This window comes from Flavobacterium flavigenum (assembly GCF_027111255.2).
Taxonomy (GTDB): Bacteria; Bacteroidota; Bacteroidia; order Flavobacteriales; family Flavobacteriaceae; genus Flavobacterium; species Flavobacterium flavigenum.
This window is the reverse complement of record NZ_CP114285.2, coordinates 2,688,101-2,710,166: the sequence shown is the minus strand read 5'-3', so window position 1 is coordinate 2,710,166 and position 22,066 is coordinate 2,688,101. Positions and strand designations below refer to the sequence as shown.

The 22,066-nt window shown below is 33.2% G+C and carries 15 protein-coding genes; 11 read left to right on the top strand and 4 right to left on the bottom strand.

The genetic code is table 11. The features are described 5' to 3' along the window. Positions 1-28 precede the first annotated feature (28 nt). The 3 genes from gdhA (at position 29) to recO (ending at position 4,608) form a co-directional block, all read left to right on the top strand. Positions 29-1,372: an NADP-specific glutamate dehydrogenase gene (gene gdhA, locus OZP09_RS11110; protein WP_269237864.1), complete on the top strand. Its 1,344-nt coding sequence runs from the start codon at positions 29-31 to the stop codon at positions 1,370-1,372. 163 nt (positions 1,373-1,535) lie between these two features. Continuing rightward, positions 1,536-3,821, top strand: a complete 2,286-nt coding sequence (gene porZ / locus OZP09_RS11105; RefSeq protein WP_432419449.1) for a type IX secretion system anionic LPS delivery protein PorZ — start codon at positions 1,536-1,538, stop codon at positions 3,819-3,821. Between the two features lie 73 nt (positions 3,822-3,894). After that, positions 3,895-4,608: a DNA repair protein RecO gene (recO, locus tag OZP09_RS11100; RefSeq protein WP_269233737.1), complete on the top strand. Its 714-nt coding sequence runs from the start codon at positions 3,895-3,897 to the stop codon at positions 4,606-4,608. A 94-nt stretch (positions 4,609-4,702) separates the two neighbouring features. Here recO and OZP09_RS11095 read toward each other — a convergent pair whose 3' ends face one another. Together OZP09_RS11095 and OZP09_RS11090 are read right to left on the bottom strand one after the other, a co-directional pair. Further along, a complete protein-coding gene (locus OZP09_RS11095; RefSeq protein WP_269233736.1) occupies positions 4,703-5,113 on the bottom strand; it encodes a T9SS type A sorting domain-containing protein in 411 nt (136 codons plus the stop codon). Beyond that, positions 5,110-5,322, bottom strand: coding sequence for a hypothetical protein (locus OZP09_RS11090; RefSeq protein WP_269233735.1), 213 nt, complete (start codon positions 5,320-5,322; stop codon positions 5,110-5,112). The genes OZP09_RS11095 and OZP09_RS11090 overlap by 4 nt, the downstream gene beginning before the upstream one ends. A gap of 278 nt (positions 5,323-5,600) precedes the next feature. Between OZP09_RS11090 and ileS the strand changes: the two genes are divergently transcribed. The 7 genes from ileS (at position 5,601) to OZP09_RS11055 (ending at position 19,055) form a co-directional block, all read left to right on the top strand. After that, a complete protein-coding gene (ileS, locus tag OZP09_RS11085) occupies positions 5,601-9,002 on the top strand; it encodes an isoleucine--tRNA ligase (protein WP_269233733.1) in 3,402 nt (1,133 codons plus the stop codon). An 8-nt stretch (positions 9,003-9,010) separates the two neighbouring features. Next, complete coding sequence (locus tag OZP09_RS11080) at positions 9,011-9,391, top strand: TraR/DksA family transcriptional regulator (RefSeq protein ID WP_110307084.1); 381 nt, start codon at positions 9,011-9,013, stop codon at positions 9,389-9,391. An 88-nt stretch (positions 9,392-9,479) separates the two neighbouring features. Further along, positions 9,480-10,076 carry a lipoprotein signal peptidase gene (locus OZP09_RS11075; protein ID WP_269233731.1) on the top strand — a complete coding sequence of 199 codons (597 nt, stop codon included), beginning with the start codon at positions 9,480-9,482 and terminating at the stop codon, positions 10,074-10,076. Positions 10,077-10,217: 141 nt separating this feature from the next. Further along, positions 10,218-13,376: a UvrD-helicase domain-containing protein gene (locus tag OZP09_RS11070; RefSeq protein ID WP_269233730.1), complete on the top strand. Its 3,159-nt coding sequence runs from the start codon at positions 10,218-10,220 to the stop codon at positions 13,374-13,376. An 82-nt stretch (positions 13,377-13,458) separates the two neighbouring features. Beyond that, on the top strand, positions 13,459-14,652 hold the full coding sequence (kbl, locus tag OZP09_RS11065) for a glycine C-acetyltransferase (protein ID WP_269233729.1): 1,194 nt from the start codon (positions 13,459-13,461) through the stop codon (positions 14,650-14,652). 112 nt (positions 14,653-14,764) lie between these two features. Then, entirely contained in the window at positions 14,765-16,225 is a 1,461-nt protein-coding gene (locus tag OZP09_RS11060) for an OmpA family protein (RefSeq protein WP_269233727.1), read from the top strand. 64 nt (positions 16,226-16,289) lie between these two features. Beyond that, entirely contained in the window at positions 16,290-19,055 is a 2,766-nt protein-coding gene (locus OZP09_RS11055; protein ID WP_269233726.1) for a PD-(D/E)XK nuclease family protein, read from the top strand. 648 nt (positions 19,056-19,703) lie between these two features. Here the strand turns inward: OZP09_RS11055 and OZP09_RS11050 are convergent. Both OZP09_RS11050 and OZP09_RS11045 read right to left on the bottom strand, forming a co-directional pair. Beyond that, entirely contained in the window at positions 19,704-20,483 is a 780-nt protein-coding gene (locus OZP09_RS11050) for an alpha/beta fold hydrolase (RefSeq protein WP_281310752.1), read from the bottom strand. 164 nt (positions 20,484-20,647) lie between these two features. After that, positions 20,648-21,451, bottom strand: coding sequence for a TIGR00266 family protein (locus OZP09_RS11045; protein ID WP_281310751.1), 804 nt, complete (start codon positions 21,449-21,451; stop codon positions 20,648-20,650). Between the two features lie 176 nt (positions 21,452-21,627). Between OZP09_RS11045 and OZP09_RS11040 the strand changes: the two genes are divergently transcribed. Then, the gene (locus OZP09_RS11040; protein WP_281310750.1) at positions 21,628-21,984 is read left to right on the top strand and encodes a hypothetical protein; all 357 of its coding nucleotides are present in this window, start codon (positions 21,628-21,630) and stop codon (positions 21,982-21,984) included. Positions 21,985-22,066: the final 82 nt, after the last annotated feature.

Sequence of the window (22,066 nt, the reverse complement as noted above, 5' to 3'; positions counted from 1 at the left end):
ATTTGTAAGCGTAATTTATTTCAAAATGATGAAGCAAAAAATAAATGAGTTTATGGCTCTTGTAGAGTCAAAAAATCCAAATGAACCTGAATTTCTTCAGGCCGTCAGAGAGTTCGCAGAAACAGTAATTCCGTTTATAGCTGAACAAAAAAAATACGATGGAAAAAACTTACTTCTTAGAATAGCAGAACCCGAACGATCTATAATTTTTAGAGTTCCATGGGTAGATGATAAGGGGGAAATTATTGTAAACAGAGGTTTTCGAATTCAGATGAATTCTGCAATTGGTCCTTATAAAGGCGGAATCAGATTTCATCACACAGTAAATCTTTCAGTTTTGAAATTTTTGGCTTTTGAGCAGGTTTTTAAAAATAGTCTGACAACTTTGCCAATGGGAGGAGGAAAAGGAGGTTCAGATTTTGATCCTGAAGGAAAATCTGATGGTGAAATTATGCGTTTCTGTCAATCATTCATGACAGAATTATGCCGGCATATCGGCCCTGACCTGGATGTTCCTGCAGGTGATATTGGTGTTGGCGCCAGGGAAATAGGATACTTATTTGGTCAGTATAAAAGAATCAGAAATGAATTTACTGGTGTTTTGACTGGAAAAGGCCTGGCTTATGGAGGATCATTAATCAGACCAGAAGCTACAGGTTATGGAGTAGTATATTTTACGGATCAAATGCTTCGTACTATTGGTCACGAAATAAAAGGAAAAATAGTGTCTATTTCAGGGTTTGGAAATGTTGCCTGGGGCGTTGCTTTAAAAGTAAATGAACTTGGAGGAAAAGTAGTTACGATTTCTGGTCCTGACGGTTATATTTATGATGAAGAAGGGATTTCTGGAGAAAAAATTGATCATATGCTGGAAATGCGCGCAACTGGAGACAACAGGGCAGAAAGATATTTAGAGAAATATCCAAATGCTATTTTCCATAAAGGAAAAAGTCCGTGGGAAGTAAAAGTAGATATTGCAATTCCATGTGCCACCCAAAATGAATTGAACGGCGAAGATGCTCAGAAACTTATTGATAATGGTGTTTTGTGTGTAACTGAGGCTGCAAATATGCCTTCTACATTAGATGCAATTAAATTGTTCTTAGATAACAAAGTGCTTTTTGCTCCAGGAAAAGCGGCTAATGCAGGCGGGGTTGCTGCATCCGGATTAGAAATGACCCAAAATTCTATTCGTCTAAATTGGACAAGCGAAGAAGTAGATTTGAGACTAAAAGAAATAATGGTCGGAATTCACAACCAGTGTAAAAAATACGGTGCTGAAGAAGATGGGTATGTAAACTACGTAAAAGGAGCTAACATTGCCGGCTTTGTTAAAGTTGCAGATGCGATGCTTGCTCAGGGAGTAGTATAACTTTTATTTGGATTTTAAAGAATGCCTTCATTTTATTTTTTTATAAAATGAAGGCATTCTTAAGTTTTAAAAAATCTTCTAATATATTTGAAATAGATTTTTAAAAAACAACAAAAATCAAATACTCTAGTTTGTATTATATTTGTGACTCTGAATAGTCCAAATGATGAAAAAAAGATTTTTATATTTTTTATTTATAATGATTCTGCAAAACAGCTTTTCGCAGAATAACTTATCCTGGGAAGGTTATTTTTCCTACAATGAAATTAAAGATGTTTCTGTTGCAGGAGCAACTGTTATTTCAGCTTCAGAAAATGCTTTATTTTTTAAAGATCCGGTAACAAATAGCATTAAAACGCTAACAACTATTGACGGTCTTTCAGGGCAAACGATATCATCAATTTATCATAGTGAAACCTTTAAAAAAACCTTACTAGGTTATGAAAATGGTTTGATGATCGTTATCAATGAAAAAGACGGTAGTATGTTAAAAATCGTAGACATAATTAATAAACAATTGCCTTCAGGTATAAAAAAAATCAATCATTTTATGGAGTACAACGGATTGATTTATGTTTCCTGTGATTTCGGAATTGTCCAGTTTAATTTAACTACTTCACAGTTTGGCGATACTTACTTTATTGGTGATGCTGGATCCGAAATTAGTGTGAGGCAAACGGCTTTATTTAATGACTTTATTTATGCTGCAACTTCAAATGGAATAAGGCGGGCACGTAGTAACAATACTAATCTAATAGATTATAATCAATGGTCAGTGGTAAACCCAGGTGATTGGTCGAGCGTTGAACCTTTAGATTCAGAACTTGTTGCAATTAATTCGGGAGGTTATATTCATCGTTACAATTCAAATATTTTTATTGGTTTTTCTCAGCTTCCGGAATATTCTACAGATATGCGTGCAGTTGATCATAAATTGTTTGTTACAACTCCAAATTCTATTTATGTTTATAATAATCAAATGATTCTTAATCGGCAGATTATCAATACACAGGTTTTAAATGGCAATTTAAGTTTTACTTGTGCAGCTTCATTGGGAGATGTTATTTATATCGGAACAAAAGCAAACGGTTTATTTAGTTCTTCACTTTCAGTTTCTACAGCTTTTGAGAATAACATTCCTGATGGTCCTCTAAGAAATAACATTTTTGCTCTAGATGTTAATCCAAATGTGCTTTGGGCTGTTTATGGAGATTATAACTCTACAATGAATCCATATCCTCTGGATACTTATGGTGTTAGTACCTTAAGAGAAAAAAAATGGCTTAATATTCCCTACGAAAAAGTATTGGAAGCAAAATCAATTGTAAACATACTGATTAATCCAAATGATGAAAATCAGGTATATGCCAGTTCTTATTTTTCGGGATTGCTAAAAATCGAAAACAACGAACCATCGGTTTTGTATAATGAAAAAAATAGTGGTTTAGAAACCTTAACTTTTGTGGGGCCTACTTATATTGATGTCCGTATCAATGGATCAGCTTTTGATAAATCAGGAAATCTTTGGATTACAAATAATATGATTGAAAACGGATTGAAAGTATTGAAAGCAAATGGACAATGGCAAAGTGTTTCTATGAAAACTATTTTGTCAAAGCCGGAAGATGCCAGTTATACTGATTTGATTATTGATAAAAATGGAACTAAATGGATTTCAATGAATAGTGAAGGAGTTGTTGGTTTTAATGAAAGTACTAATACATTTAAGAAAATAAATTATGGTGTAGATTCCGGAAATCTGCCATCAACACAAGCTAACGTTTTAGCAATTGATGCTAAAAATCAGTTATGGATTGGAACAAACAGAGGACTAAGGATTTTGTCGAATGTGAATAATTTTCAGACTGAAAATCAATTAACCACAAAGCCTATAATAATCTTAGAAGATGGTTTGGCACAAGAATTATTATATGAACAATCTATAACTGCGATAGCAGTAGACGGATCTAATAATAAATGGATAGGGACAGCAGATTCTGGTGTTTTTATGGTGTCACAAAACGGTCAGGAAACAAAATATCATTTTACAATAAACAATTCACCTTTACCAACTAATGTTATTAACGATATAAAAATAAATAGTAAAACAGGTGAGGTTTTTATTGCCACAACCAAAGGAATGATTTCTTTTAAAGGATCAGCTACAGAAGCTAATGAAAATCTGAACAATGTATATATTTATCCAAATCCTGTTCGTCCTTCTTATTCAGGAACTGTAAAAGTTGCAGGTTTAATTGATAAAGCCAATATTAAAATTACTGATATTGAAGGTAATCTGGTTTATGAAACTATTTCAGAAGGAGGAACGATAGAATGGGATACCACTGCTTTTGGAAAGTATAAAGTAGCATCTGGCGTATACATGGTTTTTGTTTCCGCACAGGATGGAAGCGAAACAAAAGTCAAAAAAGTGATGATAATTCGGTAGTTTCGGTATTCAGTTTTCAAAATATTTACTATAAAATTTTAGGAGTCAAAAAATCTAAAATCTAAAATATAAATTGTTAGTTAAAACCAAAGCCATAGTAATTTCATCTCTAAAAATTCAGGAAAAAAGCCTGATCGTAAAATGCTTTACACTTTCAAACGGACTGAAATCTTATTTTGTGCGTGACGCTTTTTCTAGTCGCAAAGCAAGCCAGAAAATTGCCTATTTTCAACCTCTGTCTATTCTCGAAATAGAAGCCGTTCATAAAAATAAAGGAAGTTTGGAAAATTTCAAAGAAATCAAAACAGCAGTTCCTTTTCAAAGTATTCATACAGATCTTGTAAAAAGTACAATGGTAATGTTTCTTTCTGAAATTTTGCATTATTCAATACAGGAAGAAGAAAAGAATGAATCATTGTTTGTTTTTTTAGAGACTGCACTGAAATGGCTCGATCATCATGATGAAATTTCTAATTTTCATTTAATTTTAATGTTGGAAACTACAAAATATCTGGGTTTTTATCCGGATGTTTCAGAAATTGATTTGCCTCATTTTGAAATGAATAATGGTGTTTTTACTCTTTTTAAAGGATCAGACTCCCTGACTGAACACGAAACAAGTTTGCTAAAAAAACTACTTGGTTTAAAATTTGATAACGATGAGAAAATTTTTCATGTAATAGAAAGACAGCTGTTACTAAAGATTTTGATTGATTATTACAGTTTCCATTTAGATGGGTTTAAAAAACCCAAATCATTAGAAATACTAAAAGAAATCTTTGCATAAACCGGCCTCTTTGTCTTGCAGGAAATTAAAATAAAAAAAGGATTGAATCTACATTTTTTCAGATTCAATCCTTTTTTATTTAGAGAATAACGCGTTATTTTTTTATGAATTTAACCGAAGTACTTATAGTATTCAATTTTAAAAGATAAACGCCTTTGGTTAATCCTGAAATTTCAATAATGTCAGATGAGTTATTGATGGATTTTTTAACTGCTTTTCCGTCTAAAGAATATACGGTGTAAGAAGAATTTTTAAAATCATTAGCTAATTTTATTACATCTTCAGATACATCTTCAATTGGATTAGCTTTTTTGTTAAAATCAGCAATTCCTAAAGTGCTTTTTTTCGCAATAACAACATTATCAAAGTATATCACAGCACCATCCATCATTGATCCTGCAACAAAATTAACTGCCATTGTCACAGATGTAGTTGGTGTTAGAAACATTGCTATCTTAAAATCATAAGTAACAGTTTTCCATACTCCAAACTCCTTAGTTATCATATCAGGTCCGAATCTCCTAAAGTCATTCCTTTGAAGCTTGAGTTTCCCTCATTTTTAATTATTTCTTCATTTGAGGTAGAACCAAATTGTATGATCCATGAATCGGGAGAATTGCCTGTAAATTGCTCAAAACTACCGTTTTGTAAAAGGTTCTGGCTTTGTACCAAACCTGCTGAAAATAATGATAAAATAAGTAATTTTGTTTTCATATATAATTTTTAAGATTTGCGCGAATTTACAATAATAAATCTTACAAATTAAAAGGAAAACTGCAGAAGTGTTGTTTTTTTAACATGATTATTTTCTCATTTGTAAAAGTTCTTTAAAAATGTATTTTTAAATATCTGATAATGAAAGTTTTTGTTTTTTTATGTGAATTAATACAGTTCCTAGCTTTCGATTAATTCAACTTTATCCTTTAATTTTATTCTCTTTTATGTTTCCTCAAAATTCCTTACTTTCGCACCTCGTTTAAGAAAAGGATAAAATGAGTACAAAATTTACTGAATACAAAGGACTTGACTTGCCAACCGTAGCGTCTGAAGTTCTTGATTTTTGGAAGAAAGAAAATATATTTGAAAAGAGTGTAACAACCCGCGAAGGTGCTGAGCCTTATGTGTTTTTTGAAGGTCCGCCTTCAGCAAACGGATTACCAGGAATTCACCACGTAATGGCGCGTGCGATTAAAGATATTTTTTGCAGATATAAAACTCAAAAAGGTTTTCAGGTTAAAAGAAAAGCCGGATGGGATACTCACGGCTTGCCTGTAGAATTGGGTACTGAGAAAGAATTAGGAATTACAAAAGAAGATATTGGTAAAACGATTTCAATCGAAGAATATAACGAAGCGTGTAAAAAAACCGTTATGCGTTATACAGACGTATGGAATGATTTGACCGAAAAAATGGGATATTGGGTTGATATGGAAGATCCGTATGTGACTTATAAACCAAAATACATGGAATCGGTTTGGTGGCTTTTGAAACAAATCTACGATAAAGGTTTGTTGTACAAAGGATATACCATTCAGCCATATTCTCCAAAAGCCGGAACTGGATTGTCTTCTCACGAAGTAAATCAGCCGGGCGCTTACCGTGATGTTACGGATACTACAATTGTGGCACAGTTTAAAACATTGCCGGAAACGTTGCCTTCATTTTTACAAGGTTTTGGTGATATCCACATTTTAGCCTGGACGACAACTCCTTGGACACTTCCATCAAATACAGCTTTGACAGTTGGGCTAAAAATCGATTATGTTTTAGTAAAAACGTTCAATCAATATACTTTTGAGCCAATCAATGTTGTTTTGGCCAAAAACTTAGTTGGAAAACAATTCGGAAAAGGATTTTTCTTAAGTGAAGATGATGCTGATTTTGACAACGTGAAAAATGGCGACAAAAAACTTCCGTATAAAATCTTAACCGAAGCAAAAGGAGCTGATTTAGTAGAAATCCGTTACGAGCAATTGTTGCCTTATGTATTACCATACGAAAATGCTGAAAATGCATTCAGAGTAATTTCAGGTGATTTCGTTACAACTGAAGATGGAACAGGAGTAGTTCATACAGCGCCGACTTTTGGTGCAGATGATGCTAAAGTAGCAAAAGAAGCAAAACCTGAAGTTCCGCCAATGTTGGTTTTGGATGAAGATGGAAATGCAGTTCCATTAGTAGATTTACAAGGAAAATTCACTTCTCATTTAGGTGATTTGGCTGGTAAATACGTGAAAAACGAATATTACGATGCAGGACAAGCTCCGGAGAAATCTGTAGATGTTGAAATCGCTATTCGATTAAAAGAAGAAAATAAAGCCTTTAAGGTTGAAAAATACGTACATAGTTATCCACACAGTTGGAGAACTGATGAGCCGTTATTATATTATCCACTAGATTCATGGTTTATTAAAGTAACCGATGTAAAAGATAGAATGTTCGACCTGAACGAAACTATCAATTGGAAACCTAAGTCTACTGGTGAAGGACGTTTTGGAAATTGGCTTAAAAATGCCAACGACTGGAACTTATCTCGTTCTAGATATTGGGGAATTCCGTTGCCAATTTGGAGAACTGAAGATAAAAAAGAAGAAGTTCTTATTGGTTCTGTTGAAGAATTGTACAATGCGATCGAGAAATCTATCGAAGCTGGTTTTCAAAAAGAAAATCCGTTTAAAGGTTTTGAAATCGGAAACATGTCTGAATCCAATTATGATTTAATTGATTTGCACAAGAATGTTGTGGATGAAATTACTTTAGTTTCTGCTTCTGGAAAACCAATGAAGCGCGAAAGTGATCTAATCGACGTTTGGTTTGATTCTGGAGCAATGCCTTATGCACAATGGCATTATCCATTTGAAAATAAAGACAAAATTGATGAGAATAAAGATTTTCCGGCTAATTTTATTGCAGAAGGAGTAGATCAGACTCGTGGATGGTTTTATACCTTACACGCGATCGGAACTTTGGTTTTTGATAAAGTAGCCTACAAAAATGTTGTTTCAAACGGTTTGGTGTTAGACAAAAACGGACAGAAAATGTCTAAACGTCTAGGGAATGCAACAGATCCTTTTGAAACAATCGCAGAATACGGTCCCGATGCTACGCGCTGGTATATGATTTCTAATGCAAATCCGTGGGATAACCTGAAGTTTGATATCGAAGGAATTGCTGAGGTTCGCCGTAAATTCTTCGGTACACTGTACAACACGTATTCGTTCTTCTCGTTATATGCTAATATCGATGGATTTAAATATGCAGAAGCGGAAATTCCGTTAAACGAAAGACCGGAAATCGACCAGTGGATTATTTCTGAATTACATACATTAATAAAATTTGTTGATGAATGTTATGAGGATTATGAGCCAACAAAAGCTACAAGAGCTATTTCTGATTTCGTTCAGGAAAACTTAAGTAACTGGTACGTTCGTTTATGCCGTCGTCGTTTTTGGAAAGGAGAATATGCTAAAGATAAAATCGCTGCTTACCAAACGCTTTATACTTGTTTGCTTACCATCAGTAAATTAAGCGCTCCGGTTGCTCCATTTTTTATGGATAAATTGTATCGGGATTTAACTGCGTCGACGGGAACCGAGGATTTTGCTAGTGTTCACTTGGCTGAATTCCCAAAATTTGTCGAAAACTTTGTTAATAAAACGTTGGAAAGCAAAATGCAGAAGGCGCAAACCATCTCGTCTTTGGTTTTATCACTACGTAAAAAAGAGATGATAAAAGTACGTCAACCGCTGCAAAAGGTAATGATTCCGGTACTTGACGAGAAACAGCGTGCTGAAATAGAGGCGATTTCTGACTTGGTAAAAGCGGAGGTAAATGTAAAAGAAATTGAACTTTTAGATGATGCTTCAGGTATTTTAGTAAAACAAATCAAACCTAATTTTAAAGCATTAGGGCCACGTTTTGGTAAAGATATAGGGTTGATTTCTAAGGAGATACAAGGTTTTTCTGCAGGGCAGATCAATCAGCTGGACAAGCAGGGAACGCTGGATATTGTTATTGCAGGAAATAATGTAACTTTATCCTTAGAAGACGTCGAAATAACATCGCAGGATATCGAAGGATGGCTGGTTGCAAATTCAAACGGAATTACAGTCGCGCTTGACATCACAATATCTGAAGAGTTGAAAAATGAAGGTATCGCGAGAGAATTAGTAAACAGAATTCAGAATATCCGTAAAGATTCAGGATTTGAAGTTACTGATAAGATCAAAGTACAAATAAAAAGAGACAGTATTTTAGAAGAAGCTGTTTCAAAAAACGCAGATTATATTAAATCTGAAACATTAACATACGAACTGGTTTTTGCTGACGCTTTAGAAAACGGCACAGAAATTGAGTTTGATGACATTAGAACAATGATATTAATTTCAAAATAGGTATTAAAATGATAGATGAAATTACAAGATACTCTGATGCAGATTTAGCAGAGTTCAAAGAAATAATCCAGGCAAAAATTAAAAAAGCACAAGAAGATCTTGATTTGATCAAAAGTGCCTATATGAACGATTTGAATAACGGAACTGACGATACTTCTCCAACATTTAAAGCTTTTGAAGAAGGTAGTGAGACCATGTCAAAAGAAGCAAACTCTCAGTTGGCTATCAGACAAGAGAAATTCATTCGTGACTTAAAAAATGCCTTATTCCGTGTTGAAAATAAAACATACGGTATCTGTAAAGTAACAGGTAAATTAATTGGAAAAGAAAGACTTAAAATCGTGCCTCATGCAACAATGAGTATCGAAGCTAAAAACCTGCAACGATAATCATCTCAAATTACAAAACAATTAACGCTCCATCAGGGGCGTTTTTTTTGATTTAATTGTTACTTTTGCCAACATTAAAATTCACAACATGTCATTAAGAAAAGCATATCTCCTTATATTTATAATATTATTAATTGATCAGGTTTCTAAAATCTATGTAAAAACAAATTTTATTTTAGGTGAAGAGGTTACAATTTTCAATTGGTTTAAAATACATTTCATAGAAAATGAAGGGATGGCATGGGGTACTAAAATACCTGGTGAATACGGGAAATTAATTTTGACTGTATTTAGGATTTTTGCCGTTTTCGGGATTGGATACTGGTTATACGATTCTGTAAAAAAACATGCGTCGACTTATTTAGTTGTGGCCATTGCACTTATTTTTGCAGGAGCAGCGGGAAATATTCTGGATTCTGTTTTTTATGGTGTTATTTTTGACAGCAGTTATAACAATTTAGCGACTCCTTTTTCTCCTGAGCCTTATGGTACCTGGTTTCATGGTTTAGTGGTAGACATGTTTTATTTTCCCATCTGGAAAGGTGATTTGCCTAATTGGATACCTTTTTTTGGAGGAAAGCGATTTGAGTTTTTTAATGCTATTTTTAATGTTGCCGATGTAGCCATTTCTACAGGTGTAGGTATTTTGCTTGTTTTTAATAAAAGAGCATTTCCAAAACATTGATCTTGTTTTAAAAAGTCAAAAAAAAAAATAAAATCCAAATTCCAATAGTATGTGATTACCCATCATCTATTGGAATTTGGATTTTGTATTTATTGGTTTTAATATTTAATGTGCTATTTTTACAAGACTAAAACCAAGCTTATGCAAAGCCCGTCTTTCTCAATTTATGATGCGTCTGCAGGTTCCGGAAAAACCTATACTTTAGTTAAGGAATATCTTAAAATCATTCTTTCTTCACCTAAAAATGATGCTTATCGGAATATCCTTGCGATAACATTTACGAATAAGGCAGTCCATGAAATGAAAGGCCGGATTGTTGGAAGTTTATCTGAATTTGCCAAAGACGAGCCTTCAGCAAAAGCCATAGATTTAATGGAAGATTTGTCGCGGGAAACAGGACTTTCTGTAATTAAAATCAAAACAAAATCTCAAAATATTATCAAGCATCTTATTCATAATTATGCTGCTTTTGATATCTCTACCATTGATAAATTTACGCATAAAGTAATCCGGGCATTTGCACATGATTTAAATCTGCCCATGACTTTTGAGGTCACCCTGGATACCGAAAATTTATTGATAGAAGCTGTTGATGCGATTATTGCGCAGGCGGGTAAGGATGAAACACTCACTAAATTGCTGATCGATTTTACGATGGAAAAGACCGATGACGATAAAAGCTGGGATGTTTCGCGTGAAATCCTTGAAACAGGTCGTTTGGTTTTGAATGAAAATAATCGAAATGAAATTATTCATTTTAATGATAAAACGATTGAAGAATTTGTTGTCATTAAAAAGAAAATGCAGGGCTTGTGCGAGGAATTGGAATCAGAAAATGAACAATTAGCTACTGAAGCACTTTCTTTAATCGATAAAAACGGAATTGACTTAAAATCTTTTTCCCGTGGAACCTTTCCAAATCATTTAGAAAGTATTCGTGACGGTAAATTCAATCCAAAAAATAAGACCTTTCATCAATTTGAAGATATTGCAATTAATAAGACGGCAAGTGACAGGGTTTTGATTGAAAATATTATTCCGCAATTGCTTCTGATATTAGGCAAAGTCTATAAAAATTTCGAAAAAAGGGATTTCTACAAGGCTTTTCTAAAAAATATTACACCACTTTCTTTATTGAACACAGTCAGTAATGAACTGGCTAAAATTCAATCGGAACAAAATGTATTGTCAATTTCAGAATTCAATGCGATTATTCATCGCGAAATTCAAAACCAGCCTGCGCCATTTATTTATGAACGTCTGGGAGAACGATATCGTCATTTTTTTATAGATGAATTTCAGGACACTTCAGAGATGCAATGGCAAAATTTAATTCCGCTTATAGATAATGCACTTTCAGGACAGGATGATTTAGGCAATAAAGGAACTCTGATGATTGTTGGGGATCCAAAGCAATCAATTTATCGCTGGAGAGGAGGAAAGGCAGAGCAATTTATTGAGTTAAGTAAAGATTTAAATCCGTTTAGTAACCCCGATAAATCTATAAAACATTTAGATACCAATTATCGAAGTTACAGTGAAGTAATTGATTTTAATAATGCTTTTTTTAAATTAATTTCTGCTGAATTTTCAAATGCGGATTATAAAAATTTATACGAAAATCATAGTTTTCAGAATGCAAACTCTAAAAAAGGAGGCTATGTAAATATTTCTTTTCTGCCTGTAATCGAAAAAAATGATTTTGCAGATGAAGAAGAAGCGATTGAAAAGTCAGATTTGTATGTTCTGGCAACTTTAAATACAATTCAGAAAGTCCTTCGCGAAGGTTTTGAATATAAAGATATAGTAATTTTGACCCGTAAAAGGGATCAGGGAATCGCTATTGCAAATTATCTGACAGAACAAAATGTTCCGCTTTTGTCATCAGAAACATTGATGATTCAAAATGCTACTCAAGTGAGGCTGATCATCCATTTGCTGAAGTATCTTAATAATAATATTGATTTGGAGGCAAAAGCAAATTTTCTCCATTTTCTGGGAAATGCAAAGGAGATTGAAATGCCAATTCATGATTTTATTGCAGAAGGAATGAATCAGAAAGCTGAAGATGATTTTGAAAAATGGCTTTTAAGCTTTGATGTTTCTCTTTCTTTTGAAAATATTCGAAAAAAATCACTTTATGAAGCAGTAGAAATTATCATATCTAAATTTATTTCTCCTGCTGAAGGAAATGCATATGTGCAATATTTTCTTGATATTGTTCTGGAGCGTGATATCCGTAATCAGGCAGGAATAGCTGATTTTCTGGCTTATTGGGATAAGAATGGAGAAAAATTTAGTATTCCGTCTCCCGAAGGAAATAATGCAGTTCGTATTATGACAATTCATAAATCTAAAGGTTTAGAATTTCCTGTTGTAATTATGCCTTTTGCAGAAGAAGATTATAACAGAAAACCCAAAGATAAACTCTGGCTGGATACTGAAGAAGCTGATTTAGGTGTTCCGAAAGCTCTCATTGATAATAGTAGTGCTGTAGAAAGTTTTGGAGAAAATGCTTCTGCTGTTTTTAATTTAAAAAAACAAGAGGAGTTATTGGATAATATTAATGTTTTGTATGTAGCATTAACAAGGGCAGAAGAGCAGTTGTATGTTATTTCTCAATCGCTGAAAGAAAGAAAAGATGGAGAATTTCCAAGCAATATGGCTTCATTTTTTATTAAATTTTTAATCGATAAAGGAATTTATGATTCTGATAAAATGGAATATGAATTTGGAAATTCAAAGAAGCTTTCCACCTCTGATAAAACACTGACTGTGTTGAAAACAATTCCGGTTGTTTCGGAAGTTTTAAATCCGAAAAATATTAAAATTGCTCAGCGTGAAGCCTTAATGTGGGGTACACACCAGCAAGAGGCGATTTCATATGGTAATATTGTGCATGAGATTTTAGCTTTCGTGAAAGATAAGTCAGATATTGAATTAGCGCTTACAAAGGCAATTGAAATTGGATTGATAACACAAGATCAAAAAGAAATTGTTGCTAAAACACTATTTGAAATCGTAAATCATCCAGAGATAAGTAATTGTTTTAATGAACAAAATACGGTGTTAAATGAGCATACAATTGTTCAAAAGGAGGGGAAAATCTTAAAACCGGACAGAATTGTGTTGACAAAGGATATGGAAGCTTATTTGCTGGATTATAAAACCGGAGCTAAAAATCCTAAATATGTACATCAAATTCAGGAATATCAAAATGCAATTGAAGATTTAGGATACAAAGTGTTAAAAAGAACCTTGGTATATATAGGTGCTGAAATTGATGTGGTAAATTTGTGATAAAATTAATCAGATGTTAAATGATTTACGTAGCTTTAATTTTGCTAATGTATTAATTTTTAACATATTATAAAATATTGAAATGTACGGAAAAATTAAAGAGCATCTACAAAATGAGCTCCAGTCAATTGAAGAAAACGGGATTTTTAAAAAAGAACGTATTATAACCTCTGCTCAGGATGCAGAAATTACTATTTCTACAGGAGAAAAGGTTTTGAATTTTTGTGCTAATAATTATTTAGGACTTTCATCGCATCCTGAAGTTATTCAGGCAGCAAAGAATGCAATGGATACACACGGTTTTGGGATGTCATCTGTTCGCTTTATCTGCGGAACACAGGATATTCATAAAACTTTAGAGAAAAAGATTGCAGATTTTTATGGTACAGAAGATACTATTCTTTATGCAGCCGCTTTTGATGCTAATGGAGGAGTTTTTGAACCCTTATTAGGAGAAAATGATGCTATAATCTCAGATAGTCTGAATCATGCCTCGATTATTGATGGGGTGCGTTTATGCAAAGCTGCACGTTATCGTTATGAAAATAGTGATATGGCAGATTTAGAACAGCAATTGATTAAGGCTAATGAAGCTGGGGCACGTTTTAAATTAATTGTTACAGATGGTGTTTTTTCTATGGACGGACTTGTAGCGCCACTGGATGAAATTTGTGACCTTGCAGATAAATATGATGCAATGGTGATGGTGGATGAATGTCATGCAGCCGGATTCATTGGAGCAACAGGAAAAGGAACCCTTGAAGCAAAAGGAGTAATGGGAAGAGTTGATATCATAACGGGAACCCTCGGTAAAGCCCTTGGAGGTGCAATGGGAGGATATACTACTGCCAAAAAAGAAATCATTGAATTGCTGCGTCAGCGTTCACGACCATATTTGTTTTCAAATTCTTTAGCTCCGGCAATAGTAGGCGCTTCTATTAAAGTTTTTGAGCTCCTGGAAAAAGATACATCTTTAAGAGATAAATTAGCCTGGAATACCAGTTACTTTAAAGATGGAATGAAAAAAGCAGGTTTTGATATTATAGATGGGGATTCAGCCATTGTTCCTGTTATGTTGTATGATGCAAAATTATCCCAAAATATGGCTGATGAGCTTCTAAAAAAAGGAATATATGTAATTGGCTTCTTTTTTCCTGTAGTTCCTAAGGGGAAAGCACGAATTAGAGTGCAGTTATCCGCAGCCCATACTAAAGAACATTTAGACAGAGCAATAGAAGCATTTGAGTTTGTAGGGAAAATGTTAAAAGTTATATAATTACCATTTGGAGCAATTTTTGTAGGTTTTTTTTAACATAACATTTTGTATTTAAAAAATTACGTGTTACTTTTGTCTATAATTAACTAAATTGTAATTAAAAAAAATAAGTATGAAACATCTTAACAAACTTTTTGTTGCTGTATTAATGGCGATGGGTTTAAATGCTCACGCACAGGACAGTAACAATCCATGGGCTATCTCTTTTGGGGTTAATGCCGTTGATACCAGAACAAGCTCTGGTTCAGGAAGTGGTTTCTTTGATCAACACTTTTCTCAGCCATTCGGTGTTAAAGACAACTGGAATATTCTTCCTTCTTTATCTTACATTGGTGTATCTAGATACGTTGGAAGTGGTTTTTCTCTTGGTTTACAAGGTTCTGTAAACAAAATTGATAAATATGTTGTATTTGATCCATCAAGTCCAGATCATGACTCAAGAGGAAATGTTGTTTACAATCCAGGAGATTTAATGTACTACGGAATTGATGCTACTATTAAATATAGCTTCCAGGAATTAATTAAATCTAAAGTAATTGATCCTTCGTTATCTGTTGGTGGAGGCTATACTTTCTTTGGTGATAGCAGTTATGGTACTGTGAATCCAGGTATTGGTTTAACTTTTTGGTTTACAGATGCTATTGGTCTTGAACTTGCTTCAAGATATAAATGGGCTGTAGGCGGTGATAGAGATACAAATGGTGAGCCAGATGCTCCATCTCACTTCCAGCATACTGCAGGTTTAGTTTTCAAATTCGGAGGTAAAGATACTGACGGTGACGGAGTTTACGATAAAGATGACGCTTGTCCGGATGTTGCTGGTTTGAAACAATTCAACGGTTGTCCTGATACTGACGGAGACGGAATTGTTGATGCTTCTGATGCTTGTCCAGATGTATTTGGTCTAGCTGCATTAAACGGATGTCCTGATACAGACGGAGACGGAATTGCTGATAAAGATGACGCTTGTCCGGATGTTGCTGGTTTAGCTGCTTTAAAAGGTTGTCCTGATGCTGACGGTGACGGAGTTGCTGATAAAGATGATAAATGTCCTAATGAGGCTGGTCCGAAAGAAAACGGTGGTTGTCCTTTCTTAGATGCTGATAAAGATGGAGTTTTAGATAAAGATGACGATTGTCCTACTGTAGCTGGTCCAGCTAGTAACAGAGGTTGTCCTGAAGTAACTACTGAAGCATTAGAAGAACTTAAAGTTCAGGCAAGAGCTGTTTACTTTAACTCAGGTAAAGCTACATTCAAAACAGGAGATAAAGAAACTCTTGCAAGATTAGATGCAATTAAAGAAATCCTTAAAAACTATCCTAACGCGAAATTCAGTATTGAAGGTCATACAGATAGTGATGGTTCTGACAAATTGAATCAAAAACTTTCTGAAGACAGAGCTGCAGCTGTTATGAATGCATTAATCGAAAGAGGAATTAGCGTTGATAACTTAGTTTCTAAAGGTTTTGGTGAGTCTCAGCCAGTTGCAAGTAATAAAACTCCAGCAGGTAAAGCTCAAAACAGAAGAACTGAAATCAAACATATTGGTTCTAAATACGAAGGTAAACTATAATTTACTTTTCTAAATAATTTTAAAAAGCCATTCTTAATTGAATGGCTTTTTTTATTTTTATCATATGATAAACACTTCTTTTTTAGAAAAAATTGCAGCTACTATTATTCAGGATTATTCTGACAGGTTATTTGAAATTACCATAGTTCTCCCTAACAAAAGAGCTAAGGTTTTTTTGATTGAAGCATTAAGGAAACAAACAAATAAAACAATTCTCTCTCCTGATATTATTTCAATTGAGGATTTTGTACAGGAAGTTGCTTCTATTCGTTCTGTTGATTCAATTGAATTGTTGTTTGAATTTTACGAAGTTTATCTCTCTGTTACAGAAAAACAGCATCAACAGTCATTTGAATTATTTGCAAATTGGGCAAAAACGCTTCTTCAGGATTTTAATGAAATTGACCGATATCTTCTGGAGCCTTCGCATGTTTTATCTTATCTAAAAGATATTGAAGATATTAAAAAGTGGGGGATTGAAGTTGAAAATAAAACGAAACTCCTTGAAAATTATATTGATTTTTGGAAATTGCTGCCAGTTTATTATGAAGCTTTATATAGCCATTTGTTCAATAAAGGTTTTGGTTATCAGGGTTTAATATATCGTGAAGCAGTAAATAACTTAAATCATTTTTCAAACTCTATTTCAAATAAAACGTATGTTTTTGCAGGTTTTAATGCTTTAAATGCTGCTGAGGAGAAAATAGTACAGCATCTTTTAGCTCTTGATCAGGCAAAAATTTATTGGGATATAGACCAAACGTTTCTAAATGATCCTTACCATGATGCTGGACTTTTTGTAAGACGGTTTAAAGAAAACTGGAAACATTATAAATCAAATCCTTTTGAGTGGATTACAAATGATTTTTCCCAGACAAAGAATATTCAGGTAATAGGGACTCCAAAAACTATTGGACAGGCAAAACTTTCCGGAAGCATTATTGAAAATATTCTGAAAGATAATCCAGGTTCTTCTCTTGATAAAGTAGCAATTGTGCTTGGTGAAGAAAATTTACTAATCCCAGTTTTGTATTCTTTGCCAAATTCTGTTGGTGCATTGAATATTACTATGGGGTATTCAGGTAAAAACAATCCGTCACAAATTTTAATTGCCAAATTGTTCAAAATGCATACAAATGCCCTTTCCAGAAATGGGGCAAGCTATGTTTTTTATTACAAGGATGTGCTTGATATTCTCACACATCCGTTAATTCAGCCTTTTGCTAAAACCAGTGAATTGGTTAAAATTATAAAAGAAAATAATTACACTTTTATTACCCATACCAGATTAAACGAACTCAATTTTAATCCGTCAGATTTGTTTAGTCTCCTGTTTCAAAAATGGGAAAATGGATCTTTAGCTGTACTCGAAAGTATTTCGGCACTTTTACTTTTGATTAAAGGAAATTTCAGTAATGACAATGAAGAAGAGAAAATCGCAAAAACTTTTGTGTTCTCTATTTTTAAAGTTATCAATAAGTTAATCAATTATTATTCTAAGCATACTCATATTGATAACATTCAGACTTTGTATGCAATATATAAGCAAGTAATAGACGTTGCAGAGGTTTCATTTGAAGGAGAGCCTTTAAATGGCATGCAAATTATGGGGGTTTTGGAAAGCCGTGTCCTTGATTTTGATACAGTAATTGTAACTTCTATGAATGAAGGAAAATTTCCTGCCGGCAAATCTCAAAATTCATTTATCCCATATGATGTAAAGAGGGAGCTTGGCTTGCCAACTTTTAAAGAAAAAGATGCTATTTATACATATCATTTTTATCATTTGCTGCAAAGAGCTAAAAATATCTATCTGATACATAATACCGAAAATGACGGACTTGATGCTGGTGAACGCAGCCGATTTATCACACAATTAGAAGTGGAAAAGCAGCCAAAACATAATTTAACTTTTGATATTTACAATCCGGTACTGCCAACAACTGCCTATAAACCAATGTCAATTCCAAAGTCAGATGCCGTAATGGCGCGTTTGAAAGAAATTGCTTCCACTGGATTTTCTCCTTCTGCACTGACAAGCTATATTCGGAATCCAATCGATTTTTATTTTCAAAAAATACTCCGCATCCGGGAAGTCGAAGAAGTCGAAGAAAATATTGCTTTGAATACACTCGGAACCATAATTCATGAAACCCTGAAAGCCCTATACGAGCCTTTTATCGGTAAGTTTATTTCGGAATCCGATATTTTAAATTGCTTTAAGCTTTTAGATGATGAGGTTTTAAAACAGTTTAAGCTGGTTTATAAAGAAGGTGAAATCAAAAAAGGGCGTAATCTTCTGGCTTTTGAGGTTGCAAAGCGCAATGTTTCTAATTTTTTAAAAATGGAATTGGAAGCAATTAAAAATGGGGATGTAGTTAAAATTATCGCTTTAGAAGAAACATTCGGGCGTGATTTAATTCATCCTAGTCTGCCATTTCCTGTTTTAATAAAAGGAAATGTAGATAGGATTGAACTACGTAACGGAAAGATAAGAATCATTGATTATAAGACAGGAAAAGTTGAAAAAGCTAATGTTATCCTGAAATCATGGAACGGATTGACGCAGGAGCTTAAAAATGATAAAATTATTCAGGTATTGGCTTATGCTTTTATGTTTGAAAAGCAAGCTGGTGAATTTGCTGTAGAAGTAGGAATTATTTCATTTAAAAATTTGAAGTCTGGTTTTTTAAGGTTTGGATTTAAGGAAGATAAAGAATTGGATATCAATGTTACTAGTGAAACTTTAAATAATTATTTGAATGAAATAGTATTGTTATTAAATGAGATTTTTGATGCTAATATTCCTTTTGAAGAAAAGATTAATTAATTATGAGGAAGCTTTTAAATATATTCGGATTTTTAAAGCTGCTAGATAATTTGTTTTGCCGAATGACTCTCAAAAGATGTCTCCAATTTTAATAGATTGCTTTGAATGTTGATAAGATCGAATAAACAAAGAAAAGGAATCATTATTACTGATAATGATTATCAGAATGTAATCAAAATTTCTACTAGGTTGGTTTTGATTAAAGAAGGCAAACTGCATGATATAAATAAGAAAGAAGATCTTATTGAGAAAGGTTAATTGTCAAATACATCCTTCATTTAATTATATATTTTTAATTACCGTACCGCATTTTATAATTATTAAATTAAATTTTATTCTTTTATCTTATTGTTTTTTAATGAGATATAAATTATTAAGTAAGATTTTTTATGCAGTTTATTTTAAAAAGAAAGAATTGATGTGTTATTAATAAAAGTGATACTAACACTTATTTTTAGGCCGTATTTTAACAGTCATTCATTGAAAAGTTATATTTATTCAAATACCTTTGTCGCGTCTAAAAAAATATATTATTTTAGAAATTTGACATGAGAAGTCAAAAATTAAAGCGATTAAGATTTTGCCCCCGATAATGAAGAAAGGCCGTTTCACAATGATGATCGGTCTTTTTTCTATTTTACGCAATTCTTAATCCCTGAAAAAATCAGATAGAACTTTTTTCAAATCTTCGTTATTCTCAATTTGGCTCATGTGCCCGTCCTCAAAAGAAACAAGTTGCGCATTTGTATTTTTGATTTGAGATATATTTTCATCATAATTTAAAACAGGATCTTTTTTTCCCAAAACCAATAAAACACGAAAAAGGTTTTGTTTCAAAATATTTTCCCTGTCTTTCCTGATTTTCATTCCTTCAAGTGAAGCTACAATTCCCTGCAAAGGTGTTTTTAATGCTTCTTTTTTTACTTTTTCAATTTCGTTTGCAAGACGCTCGCGATTATTTTCACTAAATAAATTTGCAATCGACATACTAACAAAGCTGGCATAGTTTTGTTTTACCGCTTTAATAGCACGAGTTCTGTTTATTTTTTTTTCTGCGCTATCTTCTTTTGAAGTTGAATTTAGCAAAATCAGTTTTTGTAGCTTTTCCGGGTATAATTCGGCGAAAGCCAGACCAACGTAACCGCCCATTGAATGCCCAAGAATTATCGCTTTTTCAATTTTCAGATTTTCTAAAACGGCATTGACAGCTCTGGCATTTTCTTCCATTTCATGAACATAACCTAAACATTCGGATTCGCCGTGGCCCAATAAATCAATGGTAATTATGCGATAATTTTCAGAGAAAAAAGCAGCATAATCCTGCCACATTTTTTTGTTTTCCAGAAAGCCGTGAAGTAAAACAATTGCTGTTCCTTCGCCTGAATCAGTATAGGATATGGTAGTGTTTTTATATAGAACGGTTTTCAAAATGAAGTTTTATAATGTGAAAAGCAAAGATAATAAACGATAAACCATATAAGAAATTTAAGTTTAAAATATGAGTTTTAGCTGTTATGTTGTATTGTTTTCTTATGATAAATGCAGTTTTGGTATAAATAAAACAGCCTTCATTTTGAAAGCTTTTTTATAGATTAAAATCGATTATCTCCATCCAAAAGATTTCCTAATCCGCCAAGAAGACTTCCTTCATCGCGACTGTTTCCCCCGGATCTTGGTGCCGATGCAATGATGCGGTCTGCGAGTCTGGAGAAAGGCAATGATTGTATGTAAACTGTTCCCGGACCTTTTAAAGTAGCATAAAATAAGCCTTCGCCTCCAAAAATAGAATTCTTAATACCACCAATAAATTCAATATCATAATTGACGTCTTTGGTAAAACCAATAATGCATCCTGTATCTACTTTCAGGACTTCACCGTGTGCTAAAACTTTTTTAGCCATTGTTCCTCCTGAATGAACAAAGGCCATTCCGTCTCCTTCAATTTTCTGCATGATAAATCCTTCTCCGCCAAACAATCCTCGACCCAGTTTCTGAGAAAATTCTATCCCAACGGAAACACCTTTGGCTGCACATAGAAACGAACTTTTTTGGCAGATAAATTTCCCCTGAAATTCGGTTAAATCAATCGGAAGTATTTTTCCGGGATAGGGTGATGCAAATGAAACTTTACTTTTGGTATTACCCTGATTTAAAAATGCAGTCATAAACAAGCTTTCTCCCGTAAGAACCCTTTTTCCGGCATTTAAAAGTTTGCCAAATAAACCCGATCCCTGCTGCTGTGAACCATCGCCGAATATGGTTTCCATCTGGATATTATTTTCCATCATCATAAAGCTGCCGGCTTCGGCTATTACAATTTCCTGCGGGTCTAAGTCTATTTCAACATATTGCATTTCTTCTCCAAAAATCTGATAATCTATTTCGTGTGCCTGCATAATTTCTAAGTTATATAGTTTTAAAATAAGTCGAATGATGCTCTATAATGTTACAACTTTTATATTGTTAATAGATTTTTAAAAACAAAAACAGCTTTTGTTATTTTAAATTAGTCTTAATTATGTATTTAATTCGTTTAAATTCTATATTTTTGCAGCGTTATAATTTTATCAGAATGGCATTAGTTAGCGATTTGACCACCAAAATATTATTTGAAACTGAAAAAGGATATAGTTATCAGTGTGATTTGACCAATAGTATCATCATTAATTTTACTGATATAGTGTCAAGTTATAAAATTCAGGATTTTTTAATTTTCCAAAGAAAAGTCAATAGTGTCGATATTTTAGACATGCTTTATGATTTGTCTGATCATGCTGATGTACAGCTGATTGAAACTACTAAAAAAAATTTCTCCAGAAATCTTACCATCTGCGAAATAGTGCAGCTTCGTGAATTATTAAACGGCACTAAATTTACACTTAGTTTGCATTCTATGCTTTGCAGTATTGCAAATGTTGAGCTAATTTAGATTCTTACTTAGATTAAATCCAAATTTTCAGGCGATTAAGGCTTTTGTTTTTATATTTTGTAAATTTACATGTATAAAAAAT

Coding starts and splice junctions, on each gene's coding strand:
- gdhA (WP_269237864.1), top strand. CDS start 29: ATGAAGCAAAAAATAAATGAGTTTATGGCTCTTGTAGAGTCAAAAAAT.
- porZ (WP_432419449.1), top strand. CDS start 1,536: ATGATGAAAAAAAGATTTTTATATTTTTTATTTATAATGATTCTGCAA.
- OZP09_RS11095 (WP_269233736.1), bottom strand. CDS start 5,113: ATGATAACTAAGGAGTTTGGAGTATGGAAAACTGTTACTTATGATTTT.
- OZP09_RS11090 (WP_269233735.1), bottom strand. CDS start 5,322: ATGAAAACAAAATTACTTATTTTATCATTATTTTCAGCAGGTTTGGTA.
- ileS (WP_269233733.1), top strand. CDS start 5,601: ATGAGTACAAAATTTACTGAATACAAAGGACTTGACTTGCCAACCGTA.
- OZP09_RS11080 (WP_110307084.1), top strand. CDS start 9,011: ATGATAGATGAAATTACAAGATACTCTGATGCAGATTTAGCAGAGTTC.
- OZP09_RS11075 (WP_269233731.1), top strand. CDS start 9,480: ATGTCATTAAGAAAAGCATATCTCCTTATATTTATAATATTATTAATT.
- OZP09_RS11070 (WP_269233730.1), top strand. CDS start 10,218: ATGCAAAGCCCGTCTTTCTCAATTTATGATGCGTCTGCAGGTTCCGGA.
- kbl (WP_269233729.1), top strand. CDS start 13,459: ATGTACGGAAAAATTAAAGAGCATCTACAAAATGAGCTCCAGTCAATT.
- OZP09_RS11060 (WP_269233727.1), top strand. CDS start 14,765: ATGAAACATCTTAACAAACTTTTTGTTGCTGTATTAATGGCGATGGGT.
- OZP09_RS11055 (WP_269233726.1), top strand. CDS start 16,290: ATGATAAACACTTCTTTTTTAGAAAAAATTGCAGCTACTATTATTCAG.
- OZP09_RS11045 (WP_281310751.1), bottom strand. CDS start 21,451: ATGCAGGCACACGAAATAGATTATCAGATTTTTGGAGAAGAAATGCAA.
- OZP09_RS11040 (WP_281310750.1), top strand. CDS start 21,628: ATGGCATTAGTTAGCGATTTGACCACCAAAATATTATTTGAAACTGAA.